General features: G+C 59.2%; 13 protein-coding genes. 2 read left to right on the top strand and 11 right to left on the bottom strand.

Annotation, left to right across the window (positions count from 1 at the left end; genetic code table 11):
• Positions 1 to 408: hypothetical protein (locus tag PSV43_RS21325; protein ID WP_300202431.1), on the bottom strand; the 408-nt coding region annotated here is incomplete at its 3' end.
• 113 nt (positions 409 to 521) lie between these two features.
• Between PSV43_RS21325 and PSV43_RS21320 the strand changes: the two genes are divergently transcribed.
• Positions 522 to 1,253 carry a glycosyltransferase family 25 protein gene (locus tag PSV43_RS21320; protein ID WP_300202429.1) on the top strand — a complete coding sequence of 244 codons (732 nt, stop codon included), beginning with the start codon at positions 522 to 524 and terminating at the stop codon, positions 1,251 to 1,253.
• A gap of 110 nt (positions 1,254 to 1,363) precedes the next feature.
• Here the strand turns inward: PSV43_RS21320 and PSV43_RS21315 are convergent, their stop codons facing one another.
• From PSV43_RS21315 to PSV43_RS21290, 6 genes are read right to left on the bottom strand one after another with little or no spacing between them, the layout of a single operon-like run.
• On the bottom strand, positions 1,364 to 2,194 hold the full coding sequence (locus PSV43_RS21315; protein ID WP_300202427.1) for an FkbM family methyltransferase: 831 nt from the start codon (positions 2,192 to 2,194) through the stop codon (positions 1,364 to 1,366).
• A gap of 23 nt (positions 2,195 to 2,217) precedes the next feature.
• A complete protein-coding gene (rfbB, locus tag PSV43_RS21310; protein ID WP_300202424.1) occupies positions 2,218 to 3,252 on the bottom strand; it encodes a dTDP-glucose 4,6-dehydratase in 1,035 nt (344 codons plus the stop codon).
• Complete coding sequence (locus PSV43_RS21305) at positions 3,249 to 3,980, bottom strand: class I SAM-dependent methyltransferase (protein WP_300202421.1); 732 nt, start codon at positions 3,978 to 3,980, stop codon at positions 3,249 to 3,251. The genes rfbB and PSV43_RS21305 overlap by 4 nt, the downstream gene beginning before the upstream one ends.
• An 8-nt stretch (positions 3,981 to 3,988) precedes the next feature.
• A complete protein-coding gene (gene rfbA / locus PSV43_RS21300) occupies positions 3,989 to 4,876 on the bottom strand; it encodes a glucose-1-phosphate thymidylyltransferase RfbA (RefSeq protein WP_300202418.1) in 888 nt (295 codons plus the stop codon).
• Positions 4,877 to 4,914: 38 nt separating this feature from the next.
• Complete coding sequence (locus PSV43_RS21295; protein WP_300202415.1) at positions 4,915 to 6,672, bottom strand: carbamoyltransferase C-terminal domain-containing protein; 1,758 nt, start codon at positions 6,670 to 6,672, stop codon at positions 4,915 to 4,917.
• Positions 6,669 to 6,944: a hypothetical protein gene (locus PSV43_RS21290; protein WP_300202412.1), complete on the bottom strand. Its 276-nt coding sequence runs from the start codon at positions 6,942 to 6,944 to the stop codon at positions 6,669 to 6,671. The genes PSV43_RS21295 and PSV43_RS21290 overlap by 4 nt, the downstream gene beginning before the upstream one ends.
• Between PSV43_RS21290 and PSV43_RS21285 the strand changes: the two genes are divergently transcribed.
• Positions 6,943 to 8,625: an SUMF1/EgtB/PvdO family nonheme iron enzyme gene (locus PSV43_RS21285; protein ID WP_300202409.1), complete on the top strand. Its 1,683-nt coding sequence runs from the start codon at positions 6,943 to 6,945 to the stop codon at positions 8,623 to 8,625. The two genes, PSV43_RS21290 and PSV43_RS21285, sit on opposite strands and share 2 nt — an antisense overlap.
• A 126-nt stretch (positions 8,626 to 8,751) precedes the next feature.
• Here the strand turns inward: PSV43_RS21285 and PSV43_RS21280 are convergent, their stop codons facing one another.
• From PSV43_RS21280 to PSV43_RS21265, 4 genes are all read right to left on the bottom strand, one after another.
• Entirely contained in the window at positions 8,752 to 9,132 is a 381-nt protein-coding gene (locus PSV43_RS21280) for a Rid family detoxifying hydrolase (RefSeq protein ID WP_300202406.1), read from the bottom strand.
• Positions 9,133 to 9,267: 135 nt separating this feature from the next.
• Positions 9,268 to 10,674 carry an efflux transporter outer membrane subunit gene (locus tag PSV43_RS21275; protein WP_300202403.1) on the bottom strand — a complete coding sequence of 469 codons (1,407 nt, stop codon included), beginning with the start codon at positions 10,672 to 10,674 and terminating at the stop codon, positions 9,268 to 9,270.
• Complete coding sequence (locus tag PSV43_RS21270) at positions 10,671 to 13,787, bottom strand: efflux RND transporter permease subunit (protein ID WP_300202400.1); 3,117 nt, start codon at positions 13,785 to 13,787, stop codon at positions 10,671 to 10,673. The genes PSV43_RS21275 and PSV43_RS21270 overlap by 4 nt, the downstream gene beginning before the upstream one ends.
• Positions 13,784 to 16,211, bottom strand: a 2,428-nt coding sequence (locus PSV43_RS21265; RefSeq protein WP_300202397.1) for an efflux RND transporter permease subunit, incomplete at its 5' end; no start/stop codon positions are given. The genes PSV43_RS21265 and PSV43_RS21270, both read right to left, overlap by 4 nt.

The following is a 16,211-nucleotide window of genomic DNA, read 5'->3' as shown; positions in this document are numbered from 1 at the left end:
AGCGTTCCGCTGTGACAAGCCGAACGACTCCGCGAGCCGATGACAGAAAAAGATGCCCAACAACGAAGTGACGACATTGATCAGCACAAGGCTGTCATTGATGTTGGCGACCACCTGATTGACCAGCCAGCCGCTGAAGCAATAACCAAAGTAGCCTGGAGAATGAGCGCACCAAGTGCCAAGGCCACCGATGGCGTAGCCAATCGTATCTCTACCGAGAAGAACCTCAGACCAATAGATGATTCGCAGCAACAGGGCGACACCCAAGATTGCCATCAGCCAAGGATTGAATTTGTTTTTCATGCGTTCAAATAGAGCAGTCGATGGTGGAAAGGTTAGGAACACGATTTCCCTATCAGCCGCCTGCCCACACGGCAGAGCAGGCAACTGTTTTTGTTGCGCAGGCATTTCAGCATGTCGGAAGTGATCCTGAACGAGAATGCGGCCAATGATGTAACAAGTCGCGTTTTCGGATTTTCATCCCAGTGTAACTGTGGCAGGAGTACCGGGTGGCCAATGATGTGACGCAATCCCAATCCCTGCCCCTAAGCCCGGACAATCTGCGGGTGCATGTGATTCACTACACTCGCCTGACCGAGCGCCGTCCGCACATGGAACGTTTGCTGCGGGAGCACGGGCTGGACAACTTTCCTATCAACTGGGTGACGGCGCATGATCGCGAAGAGGTGCTGGCGGGGGGTGCTTATGAGCGCGGCGAGTGGGGAGACCCAAAGGTGATCGAAGCAGGTTCGGTCTCACTAATCTTAAAACACCTCGCGGTTTACCACGCGGTGGTGGCTGAGCCGCATGCCTGGCACCTGATCTTGGAGGATGATGTACTGATCCGCCCCGGCTTTCTGCCCACTCTGGCAGCCTGCCTCACGGAACTGCCCCAAAAGTGGGATCTGTGCTTTGTGGGGCTGGGCTGCGATCTGCATGTGCCGTGGTGGCTGCGCCGTGCCAGCAAGCGACTCTATTGGCGGGGGTCGAAACGCGGGCTGCTGTGGGGCGGCGGTGGCTGCTCCCGCTGCACGGAGGCATATCTGATTCATCCAGAATGCGCGGAGCGTGTGCTGGCCAGCCGTTTTGCGCGCCCACCGTTTCATCGTCCCATTGATTGGCATTTGAACGCCGCCGGTAAGGCTTTGCGCATCCATTCTTACTGGGCGGAGCCGCCGCTGGTGACCCAGGGGGCGTTTGAGAGCTGGCTGAAAGATCCAGAGCTTAACCCTCAAAAAAATGGCAGGCCATGATCGGTGCTGAGTCATGGGCATCCAACTGTGATTCATCGGCCCCATGTCAGAATCATCTTCGTTGTCACGATGCAGGTTTATAAGATTCACTTTCGGCCGTAAGTTTCGGACTAACTACGGAAGGCCAGCCAGTTTCCGACATGCCTGCGATAGTCTTCAAGTTGAACGGGTGCATTATTCCCCTTCCCTTGATCCATGGAGCGCACTTCGAATCCGGCGGATTCCAAATGCGCCAGCAAATCGCCGGCAGTGAAGCCGTAACGGACCGAGTTCGGGTCTCCCGCTTCAATCAAAATCCGCCGGGTTTTCTTGAGCAGGCTGCTGGCGCCACGCAGCACCGCGAGTTCCGCACCCTCAACATCGATCTTCAAGAGATCGCAATGAAGCAAGTCTGGAAACAACACATCCAGGGTGGTGACAGGCACTGTGATGCTTTTATTGCTCATGCCTGAGTGCTGCACCGCACCTTTGGGGATCATGAAATTCATGTCATCACGACGGTCATCGGTGAACTGCGCCCCAGTTTCTCCAAGTGCGTCGGCAACGGCGACTGCGTAGCGCTGCACCTGCGGCGGGCTGAGCATGTTGAGGCTGAGATTTTCCTCCAGACAACGATGAATGAAGGGATGTGGCTCGATGGCATGAACCACGCCCTGCCTGCCAACGGCATGAGCCCCTTCCATGGCGGTAAATCCGATGTTGGCTCCGACGTCAATCATGGTATCTCCCGGCTTGAGTAGGGAACGGATGATATCCAAATCGGCATCCCGCTGATGCCGGTCCACCCAAAGCTGCCAGGCGAGGTTGGCCGGGTGCAGATGGAGTCGAAAGGCGCGCAAAGGAAACGTGATCCGATGCCCCCAGCCGGTGCGCCAGAATACCTGTGCGATCAAAAAACGAAGCGGCCGCGGATGGCGCAGCAGACTGACGAGTCGGTTCATTGAAAATCGAATTCCACATGCCTTTAACCACGGACGATTGATTTCACCCAGTCCTGATGCTGAAGGTACCAAGCAACAGTTTCACGCAGTCCAGCTTCCAAGGTGTGGGCGGGGTTCCAGCCAAGTTCGGCACTGATTTTCGTCGCATCCATGGCGTAGCGGCGATCATGGCCAGGGCGGTCTGGAACAAAGGTGACTAGGCTGCGTGAATGTCCCCCACGCTCGGGCTTCAGTTCGTCAATGAGATCGCAGATCATCTGTACGAGATGCACGTTCGCCAGTTCGTTCCGGCCACCGATATTGTAGGTCTCCCCGATTTTACCGCTGGTAAGGACTGCCCACAGTGCTTCGCAGTGATCCCCCACATAAAGCCAGTCGCGTACGTTTAAACCGTCGCCATAGACGGGAACGGGCCGGCAGGCGAGGACGCTCTGAATGACTACCGGAATGAGTTTCTCAGGAAACTGATACGGGCCGTAGTTGTTCGAGCAGCGTGTGATGACGGCAGGCAGGGCGTAGGTGTGGTGGTAACTGCGCACAAGCATGTCGCTTGCCGCTTTGCTGGCGGAGTAGGGCGAGTTCGGCGCACAAGGAGCGGCCTCGGTAAAGGCGGGATCGTGAGGGCCAAGGGAGCCAAAGACTTCGTCGGTGGAGATGTGCAGAAATCTAGGCGCTCGATCCTGAATGCTCGTTGCTGGATCGGACCAATGAGCACGGCAGGCTTCGAGGAGGTGAAAGGTGCCGTTGATATTGGTGGTGATGAAGTCGCCTGGCCCTGTGATGCTCCGGTCAACGTGTGATTCGGCGGCAAGATGCATGACGTGCGTAATGTCATGCTGGCGAATGACACGCTGGACTTCCTCTCTGTCACGGAGATCGACCTGCTCAAAAAAGTAGCTCGGGTGAACGGCGTGAATGCCGTCGAGATTTTCGAGATGACCTGCATAACTGAGGCAGTCGAGATTGACTAGCTTCGCGATCTCTGGTCGGTCAATGACGTGACGGATGAGATTGGAACCGATGAAGCCGGCGCCACCTGTGATGAGGAGGTTCATCATGCTTTGACGGCAGCGTATTCGCTGAAGACACCCATGCAGGCGATGCGCCGGGCTTCTTGGAAACCGGCACTCTTGAGGGCGTCGACGACTGCCTCCGGACGCACGCAGGCATCCATGGTCTCCCAAAAATATACCATCATCTCCTCGGCCTTTGAACTGCGGGTAAGCAACCGAGCGAAGAACGGATACACAATGCCGAAGTAGAGCTTGAAGAGCGCGGAGCCGATCCTGCCCTTGGGACGTGTGGCCTCCATGATGAGGACGCGACCGCCAGGCTTGAGCACGCGGTGAAATTCACGGAACGTGGCCTCAAGATCGGCAAAGTGACGCAACGCGTAGCCCACGGTGAGAAAGTCGTAGGTGTTGTCTTCGAGCGGCATGCTCTCCGCACGGCTCTGGATGAAGCGTGCGTTTGGCAGCTTTTCTTTTGCGACGGCCAGCATGCCGTCACTGGGTTCCACGCAAGTGATCGTGCTGTCGCCACCGAGCACCTGGCTGGCGGCTACGGCCACGAGGCCTGTGCCACAGGCAACGTCGAGGTGCTGCATGCCAGGTCGTAGGCCATGGCGGCTCTGCGCACTCTTGCGGTAGAGATTCCCGGTGCCGAAGAATCCCCAGCCGACAATGGGATCGTAATGCTTGGCGCCTTGATCGAAGAGTTCTTTGACGTAACCCTGTCGTTCTTCGGGCTGTGCATAGCGGTGGGTCAGTACGGGATGGGGAATCATATAGTTGTTCAGGCGCTTTTAAGGCCGACACGCTTCACTTCAGCAGCGACGTCGGACAGGTAGTCACGGTATTCGCACTGGGGCAGTCCGGTCACAAGTTTTTCAAAGTCGTCGAGAGAAAGAAAACCTCGACGCAAAGCGGCCTCCTCTGGGCAGCCGAGCTTCATGCCCTGTCGCTTTTCGATGGTCTGCACATAGGCGGATGCTTCGTGCAGGCTGCTACTCGTACCGGCATCCAGCCAGGCGGTGCCGCGGCTGAGGCGCTGAACACGCAAGGCACCACGGCGCAGGTACTCTTTGTTCACATCGGTGATTTCGAGTTCACCGCGGGTCGAGGGCTGCAAGCTACGGGCGATACCGACGACTTCATTGTCGTAGATATAGACACCGGGCACAGCGTAGTTGCTACGCGGGTGAGCCGGCTTTTCTTCGAGTGAAACAGCATGACCTTCAGCGTCGAACTCCACCACGCCATAGCGTTCAGGGTCATTGACGTGGTAGGCAAAGATGGTGGCGCCGGATTTAAATTCAGCAAAGGCGCGCGGCAAGGCATCTCCGCCAAAGAAAATGTTATCGCCGAGGATCAGGGTCACGGGATCCGGGCCGATGAAGGGTGCCGCGATGAGGAATGCTTGCGCGATGCCTTCGGGCTTGGTCTGTGCGCGGTATTCAACGGAGATGCCCCACTGTGAGCCGTTTCCAAGCAAGTGCTGAAAGCGTGGCAGATCTTGGGGTGTGGAGATGAGGCAAAAATCACGAATACCCGAGGCGATGAGCACCGTAAGCGGGTAGTACACCATGGGCTTGTCATAGACAGGTTGAAGCTGCTTGGACGCCACCTGTGTGAGAGGATAAAGACGCGAGCCCGAACCTCCTGCGAGAATGATACCTTTCATGGTGGGAAAGAGGTCTGCTGCGCCTTCGTCATTCAGCCTCATCGCACAATCATCCAGTCATTGAGCACCAGCACATCCATCTTCGTGCGCAGAAAGCAGTCGAGGGCCTCCTGCGGGGTGCAGACGACGGGCTCGTTTTCGTTGAAACTGGTATTCAGCACCATGGGCACACCGGTGATCTGGCGATAGTTTTCAATGAGACGGTGGTAGCGTGGATTGGTCTCTTGATGCACGGTTTGCAAGCGGCCGGAACCATCGACATGCGTGGTGGCAGGGATTTGCGCACGCTTGTCTTCACGCACCTGGAAGACTTCCATCATGAAGGGGACGTCGTCGTCTTGCTCAAACCATTCGCTGACATGCTCACGCAAAATGCTAGGCGCAAAGGGGCGGAAGGATTCGCGCCGTTTGATCTTCAGATTCAGGATGTCTTTCATGTCCGCACGCCGTGGGTCGCCGAGGATGGAGCGGTTGCCCAGAGCACGTGGGCCCCACTCCATGCGGCCTTGGAACCAGCCGATGACTTTGCCTTCGGTGATGGCTGTGGCTGTGAGGCGGCAAAGCTCAGCCTCGTCATCAAGACGGCGCACGGTGCAATGTTCAGCCACAATGTCGGCGTGGCGCGTATCGAGCAGGGTTTTGATCTCGGCATCGTTGGTCTGCGGGCCTAAGTAGGCGTGGTCCATCACAAACCGGGATGAACTGGCTGCAGCGCCAGCGAAACCTTGAAGAGCAACGACAAAAGCGGCTCCGATGGCACCACCCGCATCGCCGGCGGAGGCGGGGAGGTACATGCGTTTGAAGGGTGAGTTGAGGTACACCTTGCCATTGGCCACGGAGTTCATGGCGCAGCCGCCCGAGAGGGCCAGGCTGTCGCAGCGATAGCGCGCATGCAGCGTCTGCAGCATGGCGAAAAAGGCCTCCTCATACATGGCTTGTGCACTGCGCGCGATGTCACGGTGCTTTTGTTCCAGGGCCGCGCCTTTTTCGCGCTGCGGTCCGAAGAGCGCTTCCATGGGGGCACGTTTATAGAGCGTGCCGACTTCGGGGCAGCAGTTGTCCCAAGTGTAATGAACGTCATCGGTGTGATGGCGGAAATATTTCAAGTTCAGCCTGAAGGTGCCGTCACTCTGCACCTGCACCAGTTCGCGCATTTCTTTGAGGTATTTGGGTTCGCCATACGGGGCGAGACCCATGACCTTGTACTCATCGCCAAAGTAGGGAAAGCCAATGAACTGGGTGATGACGGAGTAAAAGATGCCCAGCGAGTGGGGAAAATAGATGCGGCCGTCGATCTGAATGTCATTCCCCTTCCCCATCCCCCAGGCGGAACTGGCAAAGTCGCCAAAGCCATCCACCGAAAGACACACGGCTTCGTCGAAATCTGAAACGAGGAATGCGGAAGCAAGGTGCGCGAGGTGGTGCTCCACTCGGTGGATCTGTGCACTCAGCCTATCGCCGGGAAATGCGGCCTGGACTTCGTCTTCGAAACTGCCCGCGCGCTTGATGTTGCGCAGGCGTTTGAAGATCAAACCCAGGCTGGGGCGCTTGCGCAGGACGTATAGTGCCCGGCGCAGGTTGTTGACCTTGGGATTGCGATTGATGGCGATGTGATCGACATCACCAAGTTGGATCCCCGCATCTGCAAGGCACCACTTCATGGCCTCAGTCGGCAGACCAGACCAGTGCTTGATGCGCCGAAATCGTTCTTCTTCAGCGGCGGCCACCAGCTTGCCATCTTTAACAAGTGCGGCAGCCGAGTCGCCGTGATAAGCATTGAGGCCGAGAACGATCATGCAGTAAATAAGACGCGGCCAAGCTGCCGCCAAAGGTCGCTCAAGCAGCGGCCTGGATTTTTAGCCGGAATCGGATCGGCATTTTTCAAAATGGGAAGGGACTGTACCATGCTGATACCCAGCGCAAAGAATAAAGTTCTTCCGTATGTTAACAGTTTGACACCAAGCGGTGGTGGCAGCGTACGTTTTTCTCCGGCAAAAATGAACATTGCCGCGTCACCCCCAGTCAGTTTTTGGATGAACCCGGCCTTTTTTGAATTACCAAACTCCATGCGCCGCGCCCCCTTCCTCTTGACTGCCATTGTCCTCTGCATCGCCGCGTGTACTGACGCCCAGGGACAAACACCCCAACCTCAAGGCACCAATCCGAATGCGCCGCAGGTGAGCAGCCTGGGCATGCGTTTTGCGACTGTTCCCGGCACCACGGTGCAGTTTGCCATCTATGAGACACGGCTCTCTGAATGGAATGAGTTTCTTCGGCAGAAAAAGTATCCGTGGTCCTACCAGACGCACTTTGAGCAATCGCCGGAACATCCGGTGGTCGGCTTAAACCTGCAGGATGCCGTGGCCTTCTGCAACTGGCTCACCGAAACTGAGCGCGACCAGCGCCTGATCGACAGCTCCCAGAGCTACCGTCTGCCGACGCCGGAAGAATGGGACTCAGCCGTCGGCCTGGCCCGTGGTCGCAAAAAGGTCAGTCTCTCCGCTGAAGACATTCTTTTGGACGACCACATCTATCCCTGGGGGCAGGAATGGCCGCCGCCCGCAAAGGCCGCCAATCTTGCCGATGGCGAGATCCCCGGCCACGCCAACGACGGCTACGCCTTCACCGCACCGGTGGGCAGTTTCACCCCCACCAAGGAGGGATTGCATGATCTCGCGGGCAATGTGTGGGAATGGACCCAGCCAGTGGAGATCCGGGCGCAGCCGATGGGCATTCTACGCGGCGGCTCTTGGGCCTATTTCCGCGCAGAGTGCCTCACCTCGGGCTATCAATACACCGTACCAGCGGATCTGCGTGCGCCCACCATTGGTTTTCGTTGTGTGTTTGATGACAAACGCCGCACCGCGAGCCTGCTGGCAGCTTCCGATGCAGAGAAAAAGCAGGAACTGGAGGGACGCATGAAGACGATGCTTGATAATCGCAAGGTGGACGCCACAGCGGTGGAGGCGCTGCGTAAAAAGATGCAGGGCAAGGGCGATGATGACGGCCTGCCCGACCCTGCCAGCCTGAAACCGGCGGTGGCGGATGGCAGCTCCTACATCAATGCGCTGGGCATGCGCTTTGTCCCCTTGCAGGAGAAAAGTGGCCCACTCATCTGCGTCACGGAGACCAGCGTGCGTGATTTCGAAACCTGGCTGAACGACACCGGCCGCACCTGGAGCCAGAAACCCTCCTTCCTGCTGGGGGGAAATCATCCCGCCGCAGGCGTGTCTTGGGAGGATGCCATGGCCTTCTGCGCTTGGCTGACCGAGCGCGATCGCACCAGCAAGCTCATCCCAGCCACCGCCGCCTACCGTCTCCCGAGCGATACCGAATGGAGCCTGGCTGCCGGATTGAAAAATGAAACGGGTGCCGATCCTTCCGCACGGAGCCTCACTGACAAGACACACTACCCTTGGACACCTAAAGCGGATGACTGGAAGCCACCGGCACTTTCAGCCAATCTGGATGCGACCAAAATCCCCGGCACGACGGACAACTACTCCTACACCGCGCCGGTGGACAGTGCGCGAGGGAACGCCTTGGGCCTGTATGAAATGGGCGGCAATGTGTCTGAATGGTGCGCAGATCCGTGGCCCGGTGCGCCGGAGGAGCGCGTCATCCGTGGTGGTAGCTGGCTGAGTTTTGATAAAGATGCCCTGCTTACCTCCGCCCGTTCACATGCCCTCAAGAATGTCACCCGCGCAGATTTGGGCTTCCGCTGTGTACTGGATCTAGGCACCCCATAAGAAGCTCTTTCTCCACAAAGGGTGCCGTGTACTCAATGAAGTTAGCATGGTGAATTGGACACGGCTGGTGCTGCTGCGCGGCACCTCTTGACCCCTTTGACCTTTGACCCTGTTTTGCCCAGCGCCTTAAGACAACGCTGCAATCACTTCAATCTCCACCAGCGCACCCAGCGGTAGTCCTGCTACGGCCACCGTCGAACGCGCAGGCTTGTGACCGGCAAATGCCGCCTCATACAACGGATTGACCTTGGGAAAGTCGGCCATGTTTTGCAGAAACACCGTCGCCTTGATGACGGAGCTCAGCGTCAGCCCCTGCGCATCCAGCAAAGCACGAATGTTGGCCAGCACCTGAGTCGTCTGGCCCTCCACATCACTCGCCACGATTTTTCCCGCCGTAGGATCGATGGGAATCTGGCCTGAGCAAAAGAGCAGGCCGCCCTGCTTCACCGCTTGCGAATAAGGACCGACCGCAGCCGGCACATTGGGAGTGTTGTTGATGAGTTCCATGCGCTTCTCATAACGATCCGCACCGGCGTTTCAAGCCTCGACATTCATTCGTCATGGATTCACCCCTGGAGCCGTGAATTTGAATCCAAAAATCACCCAGGTTTGCGGACCTGCCGTCGTCACAAAACAACGAGCTTACCAACCACCACCCAGCGCTTTGATCAGGGCCACTGTAGCGTTCAGACGTCGCGCGCGGAGGTCGATGGCACTGCGCTCGGCATTCAGGGCGGCGGCCTGGGCGGTGATGACGTTGATATAATTCAAGGTACCTGCCTCATACTGATTGCTGGTGATGCGCTCACTCTCCCGCGCCGCACGCACCGCTTCATTCTGGGCTTCAGTTTCGGCCGCCAAAATCCGCAGTGTGGACAGCGCATCTTCAGACTCCTGCATGGCTGTCAGCACGGCCTGCCGGTAGTCCGCCACGGCCTGCCTCCAGGAAGCGTCAGCCTGTGCCTTCGCTGCCAGCCGTTGACCGCTGTCTAAAAGCGCAAAGCTGGCGTCAGGACCAAACGACCAGAAATTACTGCTCTGTGCAAACAGGTTTGCCAATGCACGCCAGCCGGTGGCGCCCCCCATGGATAGGGTGGGAAAAAAGGCAGCGATGGCGGCCCCGATACGCTCATTGGCAGCTGCCACACGCCGCTCACCAGCAGCGATGTCGGGACGGCGCTGGAGCAGCGTCGAGGGGGCCGTGGCCGGCAGCGTGGGGATGTGCGAGGTGAGTGTAGCTGGCTTCACACCAAAATCCGCAGGGGCACGTCCCGTCAGTACCGCAAGTGCATGTTCCATCGTCGCTCTCACCACGCCGGTTTCGATCAAGGCAACACGCGAAGTCGCGAGCTGCGTCGCTGCGAGGGCGACATCCGCCTCAGAAGCCACCCCCTGCGCTTTACGGTTTTCCGTGAGCTGCATCGACTTGGCGTAGCTGGCCACCTGGCGTTCCAGCAAGAGCCTTTGTGCATCCGCAGCACGCAGCGAAAAGTAGCTCTGCGCCGCCTGTGTTTGCAAAGTGAGCCGGGTGGACTCTACATCCGCCATCACCGCCTCGACGTCCGCTTTGGTGGCCTTGGCGGTATGCCGCAGGCGTCCCCACAGATCCAGCTCCCAGTTGGCCGAGGTGCCCACGGATTGAATTCGAGTCACCCCACCTCCGGCACCTCGAGCGTTGATCGAGTTGGTGTTTGCCGAGCCACCAAGCGAACCGCTCTTGTTGACGGTGTAGCCGCTGGTGGCAGTGGCGGTCGGGAGAAACGCCAGCTTCGCAGCCGTGAGCAGAGCCGAGGTCTGCTCCGCCCTCGCGACGGCAGACTGCAGCGACTGATTGGACACCTCCAGGCTTTGCATAATGGCGTCCAGCTCCCTGTCATGAAAGATGGCCCACCAGTTGCCACGCGGCAGATGATCGGCGGGCTGCGCGATTTTCCAGCCGCCGCTCTCCTTGAAGTTTGCTGGCAGATTCATCACCGGAGCCTGCTTCTTCGGACTGAAACTGCAGCCGGCTGCGGCAAGCATGAGCATGCTGAAAAAAAGACGGTTCATAGAGTGACTGGAACAGGAGCGGCGGCCATGCGGGGAGAGGGAGGATGCTTTTTCAAGAAACGCAATCGCAGACCATCGAGGAAAAGATACACCACCGGCGTGGTATAAAGCGTGAGCACCTGACTGACAAGGAGCCCGCCCACGACGGCAATGCCAAGAGGCCGGCGCAGTTCGGAACCCACGCCCGTGCCAAGAGCCAGCGGCAATGCGCCCAGAATCGCGGCGCAGGTCGTCATCAAAATGGGGCGCAGGCGCAACTGGCAGGCTTCAAAGATGGCCTGAAACGAATCGAGCCCACGCTCGCGCTCCGATTGCAGCGCAAAGTCGATCATCATGATGGCGTTCTTTTTCACGATGCCGATGAGCAGGAAGATGCCGATCATCGCCATGACAGTGAAATCCATGCCGCAGACATACAGCGCCAGCATCGCCCCGGCTCCGGCGGAAGGCAGCGTGGAGAGAATGGTCAGCGGATGCAGGAAGCTCTCATACAAAATGCCGAGCACGAGGTAGATGACGAGCAGGGCGGTGAGGATGAGTACCGGCTGGCTGTCGAGCGAGGCCTGGAACGCGCCCGCCGTGCCCGCGAACACGCGCTGCACATCTCCCGGGATGCCGAGCTTGTCCACCGTCTGCGTGATCGCCTCAGTCGCATCGGCAAAGGCGACGCCGGTGGGAATGTTGAAGGAAAAGGTCAGCGCTGCAAACTGCCCCTGATGGCTGATGGACAACGAGGCAGGCGCGACCTCCCAGCTCGCCAGTTGGGTCAGCGGCACCAGATTGCCGGAGGCAGCACGTACCATCACCTGCTCAAACACACTGGCATCATCGCTTTTCGAGGCTTCCAAAATGACGCGGTACTGGTTCAGCGGCTCGTAGATGGTGGAGACCATGCGCTGGCCAAAGGAGCTGTACAATGCAGCGTCCACCGCCTGCATCGGCACGCCGATGCGTGCGCAGGCATCGCGGTCCACGACGAGGCGCGTCACGGTGCCCTTGTCTTCGAAGTCGCTGTTCACGTCCGAGATTTCCTTGAGGCCCAGAAGCGCGAGGCGCACACGCGGCTCCAGACGGCGCAGCGTCTCCACATCCCCGGCCTGGAGCGTGTACTGATACAAGGCACGGCTGGAGCGCCCGCCGATGCGCAAGTCCTGCGAGGGCATCAGCAGCAGATTGGCCCCCGCGATTTTGGAGAGCTTGCCACGGAAGCGCGCCAGGATCACGTCGATGGGATCACGCTCGCTGACAGGCTTGAGCGAGGCGTAAACGCGGCCTTCGTTCTTTGACTGGCCCCGGCGGGAGTCCGAGCCACAACTGGCGCTCACATTGAGCACGGCGGGGTCGTTCTGCACGATCTCGGCGATGGTAATGACCTTCTCCCGCATGGCCTGAAACGAAATATTTTGATCCGCGCTGATGCTGCCAATGAGCAGCCCGTTGTCCTGCTGCGGAAAAAAGCCTTTCGGAATGGTCACATAGAGCCATCCCGTCAGCCCCACCACGCCGACCAGCGCGGTCAGTGTCAGCCAATGGTGGCGCAGGGCGATGTGCAGCGTGTCGGCATAAAAGGACTGCACCCAATGAAACATGCCATCTGAGCAGCGCGCAAAAAAGCCCGGCTTGTAGTCTGGCTTGTCCGCGCTCAGCAATCGGGCGCACATCATGGGCGTGGTCGTCAGGGAGACGACGAGCGACACGGCAATCGCGACCGAGAGCACCACGGCAAACTCGCGGAACAACAAGCCCATGAGGCCGCCCATGAGCAGGATGGGAATAAAGACGGCGATCAGCGAGACGCTCATGGAAATGACGGTGAACGTCACCTCGCGTGCGCCCCGGCGCGCAGCCTCCATGACGGGCACGCCAGCCTCGACATGGCGGGTGATGTTTTCCAAAACCACGACGGCGTCGTCAACGACGAAGCCCGTGCTGATTGTCAGGGCCATCAGCGAGAGATTGTCCAGGCTGTAACCGCAGAGGTACATGACGGAAAACGTGCCGATCAGAGACACCGGCACCGCCACACCGGGGATCAAAGTGGCGCGCACCCTGCGCAAAAAAGCAAACACCACCAGCACGACCAGCATGGTGGCGATGAGCAGCGAATGCTGCACATCCGCAATGGAGGCGCGGATGGTGACGGTGCGCTCCATGGTGATGTTCAGGTTCATGGAGGCCGGCATCATCGCACGCAGCCGTGGCATCATCGCTTTGATCTTGTCCACCACCTCGATGATATTCGCCCCGGCCTGCCGGAAGACGATGAAAGAGATCGAAACCTTGCCGTTGTTGCTGCCATAGTTATAGAGATCCTGCACCGAATCCGACACCTCGCCGAGGTCTGAGAGCATCACGGCGGCACCATTTTTATAACTCACGACGATGTCTTGATACTCGTCCGCCTTGGAGAGCTGATCACTTGCCACCACCTGCCAGCGGCGGTCCGCATCTTCCACCATGCCCTTGGGACGGTTGACGTTGGCTCCGGTGATGGCAGCCCGCACATCTTCCATGGTCAGATTGGTCCGCGACAGCGCAGCCATGTTCATGCTCGCACGCACGGCGGGCAGCGAACTGCCGCCGAGGCTGACATTACCGACGCCATCAATCTGCGAAATCTTCTGCGCCACCACCGTCGAGGCGACATCATACATCTGCCCGGAGGTCGCAACATCCGAGGTCATCGCCATGATCATGATCGGCGAGTCCGCACTGTTCATCTTGCGGTAGGTGGGGTTGCCCGGCATCCCGGTGGGCAGCAGGCTGCGCGCGGCATTGATGGCCGCCTGCACATCACGCGCCGCGCTGTCCACGTCCCGGCTCATGTCAAACTGCAGGCTGATGCTTGTGCTCCCCAGCGAGGAGGACGAGGTCATTTCATTGATGCCTGCAATGCGGCCGAGCGTGCGCTCCAGCGGCGTCGCCACGGTGGCCGCCATGGTCTCAGGACTGGCACCCGGCAGCGATGCCGAAACGGAAATCGAAGGCATGTCCACCTGTGGCAGCGGTGAAACCGGCAGGCTCATGTACGCCAGCACACCCGACAACGCGACCGCCAGCGTTGCGAGAGTGGTCGCAACGGGACGGTCGATGAAGGTGTCGGTAAAGCTCATGCGATAGCTGGGCTGACGATCACACTTTCTTCCCGCCGTGATGGTATAAAGCGGTCAAAGATCAAATAGATCACCGGGGTGGTGAAGAGCGTGAGCAACTGGCTGACCAGCAGCCCGCCCACCATGGTGAGGCCCAGCGGGTGGCGCATCTCAGACCCTTCCCCGGTGCCAATCATGAGCGGCAGCGCACCGAGCAGGGCGGCGAGGGTGGTCATCAGGATCGGGCGGAAGCGCAGCAGGCAGGCCTGAAAGATCGCCTCACGCGGTGACAGGCCCTCCTCACGTTCGGCCTCGATCGCAAAGTCGATCATCATGATGGCGTTCTTTTTGACGATACCGATCAGCAGCACGATGCCGATGATGGCCATGACGCCGAGTTCGGTGCCAGTCATTTTCAGCGCGAGCAGCGCACCCACCGCAGCGGAGGGCAGCGTCGAGAGAATCGTCAGCGGATGGATGAAGCTCTCATACAGGATGCCGAGCACGAGGTACATGACGACGACGGCGGCAAGAATGAGCAGCAGTTGATTGCTCAGCGCGCCTTGAAACGCGAGCGCGGTCCCCGCAAAGGCAGTCTCAATGTTTTCGGGCATGCCGATCTCCTCTTTGATCCGCTCAATTTCAATCACGGCGGCACCGAGCGAAGCGCCGTGCACCAGATTGAAGGAGATCGTCGCGGCGGGAAACTGATCCTGATGTGCAATGGCGAGGACGGCAGGTTCTTCGACAATTTTGGCAAACGTATTCAGCAGAACCTGCTGCCCGCCAGTGGCTGGTACGTACACCTGATCAAAGGCGGAAAGCCCTGACTGAAACTCCGGCGCGTGCTCCAGCACGACACGGTACTGGCCGCTTTGGGTGAAGATCGTGGAAACGAGGCGCTGACCAAAGGCATTGTAGAGCGCGGCATCCACGGCGGCGATGGTCACGCCGAGGCGGCTGGCCGTTTCACGGTCGATGACGACGCGCGCCTGCAAACCTTTGTCCAACTGATCGTCCGCGACATCCGCCAGCAGCGGTGATTTACGCAGCTCATCGACCAGGCGATGCGTCCAGTCCTGCAAGGCATTGATGTCCGGCGATTGCAGCGTGAATTGAAACTGCGTGCGGCTGATGCGGTCCTCGATGTTCAAATCCTGCACCGGTTGCAGATACAACTGCGCGCCCGGCAGGAGGTTGGCCTTGTCCTGGAGCCGCCGGACGACCTGTGCGGCAGTGGCCGTGCGCTCGCCTCGTGGCACGAGGTTGATCAGCATGCGGCCGCTGTTGGGCGTGGTGTTCACGCCGTCCACACCGATGAATGAGGAGACACTTTTCACGGCGCTGTCTTCCAGCACCAGCCGCGCCAGCTCCTGCTGCCGAAGCCCCAGCGCGGAGAAGGACACATTCTGCGGCGCTTCGACAAAGCCTTGAATGATCCCGGTGTCCTGCACGGGGAAAAAACCCTTGTCCACGCTTTGATACAGCAGACCGGTCGCAACGAGCGTGGCGACGAAGATCAGCATCATCGTCGCGCCATGATTGAGTACAACGCGCAGCACCCGCCCGTAGTAATGGATGATCGCATCAAACCCACGCGCCACCATCTTGGCGATGGGTCCCTCTTCACCATGCTTCAGAAGGCGCGCGCACATCATCGGCGTGAGGGTGAGCGAGACGACGGCTGAGATCACGATGGCGATGGCCAGCGTGATGGCGAACTCACGAAACAACCGCCCGACGACGTCCTGCATGAACAGCAGCGGAATCAGCACGGCAATCAGTGACAAGGTGAGCGAGATGATGGTGAAGCCGATCTGCCGCGCGCCTTTCAGCGCCGCCGCCATGGGGGCCTCACCCTTTTCAATGTAGCGCGCGATGTTTTCAATCATCACAATGGCGTCATCCACGACGAAACCGGTCGCGATGGTCAGTGCCATGAGCGTGAGATTGTTCAGGCTGAAATCACACAGCCACATGACGGCAAAGGTGCCCACGAGTGAGAGCGGCACGGCGACCGCCGGGATCAGGGTCGCACGCAGGCTGCGGAGGAAGACAAAGATGACCGCGACGACGAGGCCCATGGCGAGCAGCAGCTCATGCTGCACATCTTTGACGGAGGCACGGATCGTGGTGGTGCGGTCGGTGAGAAGCTGGATGTCCACGGCCTGCGGAATGTTTTCACGCAGCTTTGGCAGCAGCTCTTTGATGCGGTCCGCCACTTCGATGACGTTGGCACCGGGCTGGCGCTGCACATTCACCACCACGGCTGGCTGTTCGTCCGCCCAGGCGGCGAGGCGTACGTTCTCCGCATCATCCACGACGTCGGCCACATCCATTATGCGCACGGGAGCGTCGTTGCGCCAGGCGATGACGAGATTGCGGTAGTCATCGGCGGAGAGAAGCTGGTCGTTCGCATCCACGGTGCTGCTGCGCGTGGCGCTG

The organism is Prosthecobacter sp. (assembly GCF_029946185.1).
Lineage (GTDB): Bacteria > Verrucomicrobiota > Verrucomicrobiia > Verrucomicrobiales > Verrucomicrobiaceae > Prosthecobacter.
The sequence above is the reverse complement of the archived record's forward strand: the minus strand, read 5'-3'. Positions and strand labels throughout refer to the sequence as shown.

Coding starts and splice junctions, on each gene's coding strand:
- PSV43_RS21315 (WP_300202427.1), bottom strand. CDS start 2,194: ATGAACCGACTCGTCAGTCTGCTGCGCCATCCGCGGCCGCTTCGTTTT.
- rfbB (WP_300202424.1), bottom strand. CDS start 3,252: ATGATGAACCTCCTCATCACAGGTGGCGCCGGCTTCATCGGTTCCAAT.
- PSV43_RS21305 (WP_300202421.1), bottom strand. CDS start 3,980: ATGATTCCCCATCCCGTACTGACCCACCGCTATGCACAGCCCGAAGAA.
- rfbA (WP_300202418.1), bottom strand. CDS start 4,876: ATGAAAGGTATCATTCTCGCAGGAGGTTCGGGCTCGCGTCTTTATCCT.
- PSV43_RS21295 (WP_300202415.1), bottom strand. CDS start 6,672: ATGATCGTTCTCGGCCTCAATGCTTATCACGGCGACTCGGCTGCCGCA.
- PSV43_RS21285 (WP_300202409.1), top strand. CDS start 6,943: ATGCGCCGCGCCCCCTTCCTCTTGACTGCCATTGTCCTCTGCATCGCC.
- PSV43_RS21290 (WP_300202412.1), bottom strand. CDS start 6,944: ATGGAGTTTGGTAATTCAAAAAAGGCCGGGTTCATCCAAAAACTGACT.
- PSV43_RS21280 (WP_300202406.1), bottom strand. CDS start 9,132: ATGGAACTCATCAACAACACTCCCAATGTGCCGGCTGCGGTCGGTCCT.
- PSV43_RS21275 (WP_300202403.1), bottom strand. CDS start 10,674: ATGAACCGTCTTTTTTTCAGCATGCTCATGCTTGCCGCAGCCGGCTGC.
- PSV43_RS21270 (WP_300202400.1), bottom strand. CDS start 13,787: ATGAGCTTTACCGACACCTTCATCGACCGTCCCGTTGCGACCACTCTC.